General features: G+C 65.4%; 2 protein-coding genes and 3 pseudogenes. 2 read left to right on the top strand and 3 right to left on the bottom strand.

Annotation, left to right across the window (positions count from 1 at the left end; translation table 11 throughout):
- Nucleotides 1-120: 120 nt before the first annotated feature.
- The 3 pseudogenes from ACWEJ6_RS54410 to ACWEJ6_RS54400 all read right to left on the bottom strand — a co-directional run.
- A pseudogene (locus ACWEJ6_RS54410) lies at nucleotides 121-507 on the bottom strand (transposase); the annotation flags it as partial.
- 16 nt (nucleotides 508-523) lie between these two features.
- A pseudogene (locus ACWEJ6_RS54405) lies at nucleotides 524-2,620 on the bottom strand (ISAzo13 family transposase).
- Between the two features lie 52 nt (nucleotides 2,621-2,672).
- Nucleotides 2,673-2,783: pseudogene (locus tag ACWEJ6_RS54400) on the bottom strand (transposase); the annotation flags it as partial.
- Nucleotides 2,784-3,317: 534 nt separating this feature from the next.
- Here ACWEJ6_RS54400 and ACWEJ6_RS54395 point away from each other — a divergent pair.
- Together ACWEJ6_RS54395 and ACWEJ6_RS54390 are read left to right on the top strand one after the other, a co-directional pair.
- Entirely contained in the window at nucleotides 3,318-3,617 is a 300-nt protein-coding gene (locus ACWEJ6_RS54395; RefSeq protein WP_452433612.1) for a transposase, read from the top strand.
- Nucleotides 3,614-3,832, top strand: a 219-nt coding sequence (locus ACWEJ6_RS54390; RefSeq protein ID WP_452433611.1) for an IS3 family transposase, incomplete at its 3' end; no start/stop codon positions are given. The genes ACWEJ6_RS54395 and ACWEJ6_RS54390, both read left to right, overlap by 4 nt.

Genomic DNA, 3,832 nt, shown 5'->3' with positions numbered 1-3,832 from the left:
CGGGCGTTACGGTGGGACACGAGGCCTCCGCGTCTGGTGCAGATTCGACACCTACACCACAGCGGAGGCCTCTCCATTGATCAAGCCCTGGCTGTTAACAACGCTCGTGGTCAATACAGCTAGGGCGACGAGGTGGGGCGCGTTGACCGCGCGCCAGCGGACCTGGGCCGACTCGATCAGCCTGAAAGCCATGGCCAGTCCGGCGGCGCGTGAGCCCGGCCCCTTAGTGACCTCGGTGCGGAGGCGAACGGTGGCGAAGGTCGACTCGATCGGGTTGGTCGTGCGCAGATGCACCCAGTGCTCAGCCGGGAAGTCGTAGAAGACCAGCAGTTCCCCCACGGTGACCTTGGCGACTGCCTTGGGAAACTTGGCGCCGTAGGCGGCCTGGAAGTCCTTGACCGCGGCCTGGGCGTGCTCCTTGTCCTCGGCGTTCCAGATCTCGGCCAGGTGCTTCTTGGCGGCTGGGTGGGCCGACTTCGGCAGCGCCCCCAGCACGTTAGCGATCTTGCGGAGCCGTAAAGAATCAAGGTGTCGATTCTGTGACACGTGGGTTGTCGTCGTGCGGTGTGATGGCGTTCAGGAGCGCGTCGGCGCTGGAGTATCGGGTTGCGGATCGGGTGATGACGTAGCCGGTCTGCTCCAGCAGCGGGTGGACCCAGAGCTTGGCGTTGCCGATCGTTCGTCGGCTCACTTGAAACAGTTCCGCTACGACCTCCCAGGCGCAGACTTTGCGCATGCCGAGGATGACCGCCAGGACGCGCTCGGCGTCGGTGATTTTCTCCTGGAAGATGCCTCCGCGGGCGCCGGCCTGCCGGTCACCGCCGCGCTGGCGATGCTTGCGCTGCTCGGCCTCGGCGGCCTGCCGCAGCGACAGCCGCTCGATCAGTGCGGCCAGTTCCGGGCGGCTCATCTCGGTCAGTGCCGGATCTCCCAGCAGCGCCAGCCGGTTCGGTCGTGTCGGGACGGTGTTGCTGTCCAGGAAGTCGCGGAGCGCACCGGCGCTGGGGAAGCGCAGCACGGTGGGGTCGATCTTGAGTTTGCGGGCGACCAGTAGCTTGCCGGTCTCGGTGACCGCTTGACCGATCGGGGGCTGGCTGATCTCGAGCATCTCCGACAGGACGCGCTGGGAGCAGATCTGGCGGAGATAAACGATGGCGATCAGGACCTTGTCGGCGTCGGTAAGCAGGGGGCGTCCGTGGTTGGCCTTGGCCTGTCGGCGTGGGCCACCGCGGATTTCGAAGTTACGCTGCTCGGCCAGCGCCGCCTGATCCGAGGCCAAAGACGCAGCCAGCTCGTTCAGTTCCTCTCGGCTCATCCCGGTCAGCCGGGGATCGGCCAGAGCGTGCGGGCTTTCGGACCGGATGCGCGCCCGGTCGCATAAGGGCAGGTGCGGGTTGCCGTCGGCCGGGCCGATCGTGTAGTTCCAGGCGCCGCGCTCGATATGCGGGACGATCGGCAGCATGCTCATCCGCTCGGCGGACACCGACACGCCCAGCGGGTAAGCGTTGGTGTCCAGTTCGGCCGCGACGGTCAGCCCGGTGCGGGTGCGGGTCGCGGCGATGCTGTTGACCACGACCTCGTGGCTGGTCAGGGGCCTACCGCGCCAGTTCATGGTGATGTGCGAGAACAGCCGGTGCTCTATCTTGTTCCACTTGCTGGTGCCGGGCGGAAAGTGGCAGACGGTCACCGCTAGCCCGGTCTCAGCGGCGAAGTCGGCCAGTTCGGCCTTCCATCACTGGTAGCGATAGCTGTTGGAGCCCCCGCAGTCCGCCGTGATCAGCAGCCGGCTGGCGGTCGGGTAGTCCAGGCTGCTGCGGCCGCGCCACCAGCGCCGGATCCACTCCACCGCGAACGCCGAGGTGTCGTGATCGACTCCGACGTTCACCCAGCCCGTGTCGCAGGCCACGTCGTAGATCCCGTACGGGATCGCATGCGGCACATCCGGGCCGGTGAAGAAGAAGCTGTGGTCCTCGACCCGAACCGGATCGCCCTTGGGCCGCCACTGCCGGCCAGCGTTTGGCAGATCGCCCAGGTGCTCCTTCTTCTTCGTGTCTACGCTGATCACTGGCTCGCCGTCCGCCTGATGAGCCTTGACCTGCTCGTTGATGTCATGGAACTGCGCGTCCCGGTCCGGGTGCTGATTGCCTTCCAACGTCTTGGCATTGGCTTGCGGACTGAAGCCTTGTTTCTTCAACAGCCGGCCCACCGTCGGCGCCGAGACTGGATGGCCTTGCCCGGTCAGCTCTTGTGCCAGATCGCGCAGCGACTTGGTGGTCCAGCGCAGCGGCGACATCGGATCCCCACGCTCATCCGGCTCCACCAGCGCCAGCAGCGTTGGCACCAGATCCGGGTCCTGAGCTTCGGCGGCCTTGCGACCTCCACCACGACGACGGACGCGGCCGTCCGGCAGCGGATCCTCGCCGGCCTCCAGCTCGAAAACCCCGGCGCGGACCGTAGTTTCGGACACTCCGGCCACCGCCGCCACCGTCCGCACCCCACCATGCCTGAGCAGCCGAGCCTCCTGCCCCATCACCAGACGCCGCTGCCGCTCGTTCAAATGCGGAAACAGCACCCTGAACCGCGAGACGAGCTGATCGCGGACCTCGCTCGGTACGCCCATACCAAGTCAACGAGTTCAAGATCGAAAAGCAACGCCTTATTTCTTGACGGCTCCTGTGAAACCAGCACCTTTGCTCCTTGGCCTGCGGAAACACCTCCCGCAATGCCGACCAGAAGCCAAGCCCGCCATCGCCGATCGCGAGCACCGGGGCGCGCATGCCCCTGAGGTCGCGTAGTGGCCGCCGGGGGGTTGTCGAATTCGATGGGTGCGCCGATCCAGGTGGCGATCTGGTCGATCTCGGCGCGCATGTCTCGTCGGCCGCGTGGGTGGAGAGGTATTGGAGGGTTGGGTCTGGCGGAGCCGACACATCGAGGTGGGTTCCAGAAGGATGGTCAGATTGAGCAGGCATTGATCAGTTCTCGGCGGTGGTCGCGCATGACGTTGCGACCCCCACTACCGGCACACGAGCTGTACCTGAGTGAGGTCCGCCCCACTGGAGTACCCGGTGCCTAGTGGAGATCGCGTTCGACAACCTCAAGGTCGGCACTTCGGCCATCCTCGCCGCACCGTTCATCGCCGAACTTCGAGACCCCGACTGGATCTCCCGCCTCACCAACCGATGCGCGGCCAAGGGCATCGATGTGGCCGTGGTCTGTGTACGCTGCGACGCCGACTCCATGCGCGAGTACATTGAGGTGCCCCGCGTCCTCCGGACACATCCCCAACTAAGGTTGAGGGAGAACCGGAAGGGAAGGCTGTGGCGGGGCGTAACCGACGAGTCAGCCAGGAGTTCAAGGACGAAGCCGTCCGCATGGTGCTGGACGGCCCGCGGCCGGTGTCGCGTGTGGCCAAGGAACTCGGCATCCACGACACCACGCTCGGAAATTGGGTGAACGCCTATCGGCGAACCCGGGGCGATGACGTGGCGCTGGCGCGAGACGTGAGCGAGAAGAAGAGCGAACGGGAACTCGCGCTCGAGCGGGAGAATCGCAAACTTCGCGAAGAGAACGAGTTCTTGGAAAAAGCCGCGGCCTTCTTCGCGCGGGAACAGCGGTGACCGCCAAGTACGAGCTCATCGATGCGGAGAAGGCTTCTTACGCCATTGTGGACATGTGCTCGTGGCTGGGCGTGTCGCGGTCCGGTTATTACGAGTGGCGAGGGCGGCCGTTGTCGGCGGCCGCTGAACGTCGTGAACGTCTGAAGGAAAAGATCGAGACGTTATTCGAAGACAGCCATCAGACCTACGGGTATCGGCGGATCCACGCGGCCCTG

It is taken from the genome of Nonomuraea sp. NPDC004702 (assembly GCF_053601695.1).
The sequence above is the reverse complement of the archived record's forward strand: the minus strand, read 5'-3'. Positions and strand labels throughout refer to the sequence as shown.